This window comes from Aliiruegeria sabulilitoris (genome assembly GCF_001558155.1).
Lineage (GTDB): Bacteria > Pseudomonadota > Alphaproteobacteria > Rhodobacterales > Rhodobacteraceae > Tropicimonas > Tropicimonas sabulilitoris.
Genome location: NZ_LOAS01000110.1, coordinates 1 through 920, shown reverse-complemented (window position 1 = coordinate 920; position 920 = coordinate 1). Strand labels below are relative to the sequence as shown.

Annotated in this window: 1 protein-coding gene; it reads left to right on the top strand. The window is 60.9% G+C overall.

What is annotated here, in order from left to right:
• A partial coding sequence (locus AX756_RS24775; RefSeq protein WP_068318567.1) for a transposase occupies positions 1 to 912 on the top strand: 912 nt, incomplete at its 5' end.
• Positions 913 to 920 lie beyond the last annotated feature (8 nt).

Genomic DNA, 920 nt, shown 5'->3' with positions numbered 1-920 from the left:
TCGACACCGAAGGCCGATTGGGACGTCCAAAGCATCGATCCTGCCGATGCGCCTCGGGCAGTCAGGGAATATCTCGAAGTCCTGGATCACGAGGCTTTCGGCGCGGCCAGCGAGGTCGAGCCCAAGTTCACCTCGCATTCCGACCCGGCGAGCCAATGGACCGCAGCTCGTAAGGGTCCGGCATTCTTCTCCTATTCCGACAACTACCTGATCGACACAGATTGCGGGGTGATCGTGGATGTCGAGGGAACACGGTCGATCCGGCAGGCGGAGGTTGGGTCGACACGGACGATGCTGGACCGGGTGAAAGACAAGTTCGACATCGTGCCAGACTGGCTGATCGCGGATACGGCCTATGGATCGGGACCGATGTTGGGCTGGTTGGTCGACCGCGAAATCGACCCGTATATCCCGGTCATCGACAAGGCCGGTCGTCCGGACGGCACCTGGACCCGTACTGATTTCGAATGGGATGCCGAGAACGACCGGTATGTTTGCCCCGAGGGGCATGCGCTGAAGCAGTTCCGCCGGAACTACTCAGACCCAAACCGCGGCCCGACCGGCAAGGGCGTGGCCAAGTATCGGGCGTTGAAGTTGACCTGCCAGAGCTGCCCCTCGAAAGCGCGGTGTTGCCCCAACATGGCGTTCCGCGCCATCACACGGGAGGAACACGAGGACGCCCGCCAGATGGCCCGGGATCTCGCCAAAACCAAGCAGTACGAGGTCGCGATGAAATTGCGAAAGAAGGTCGAGATGCTGTTCGCGCATCTGAAGCGGATACTCGGCCTCAACCGCCTCCGATTGCGTGGTCCAAACGGCGCGAACGACGAATTTCTCCTCGCTGCCACCGCCCAGAACCTCAGGAAACTGGCCAAGATTCTTCCCGCACCGCAGAAACCAAGAACTGCCTGACAGGAAAG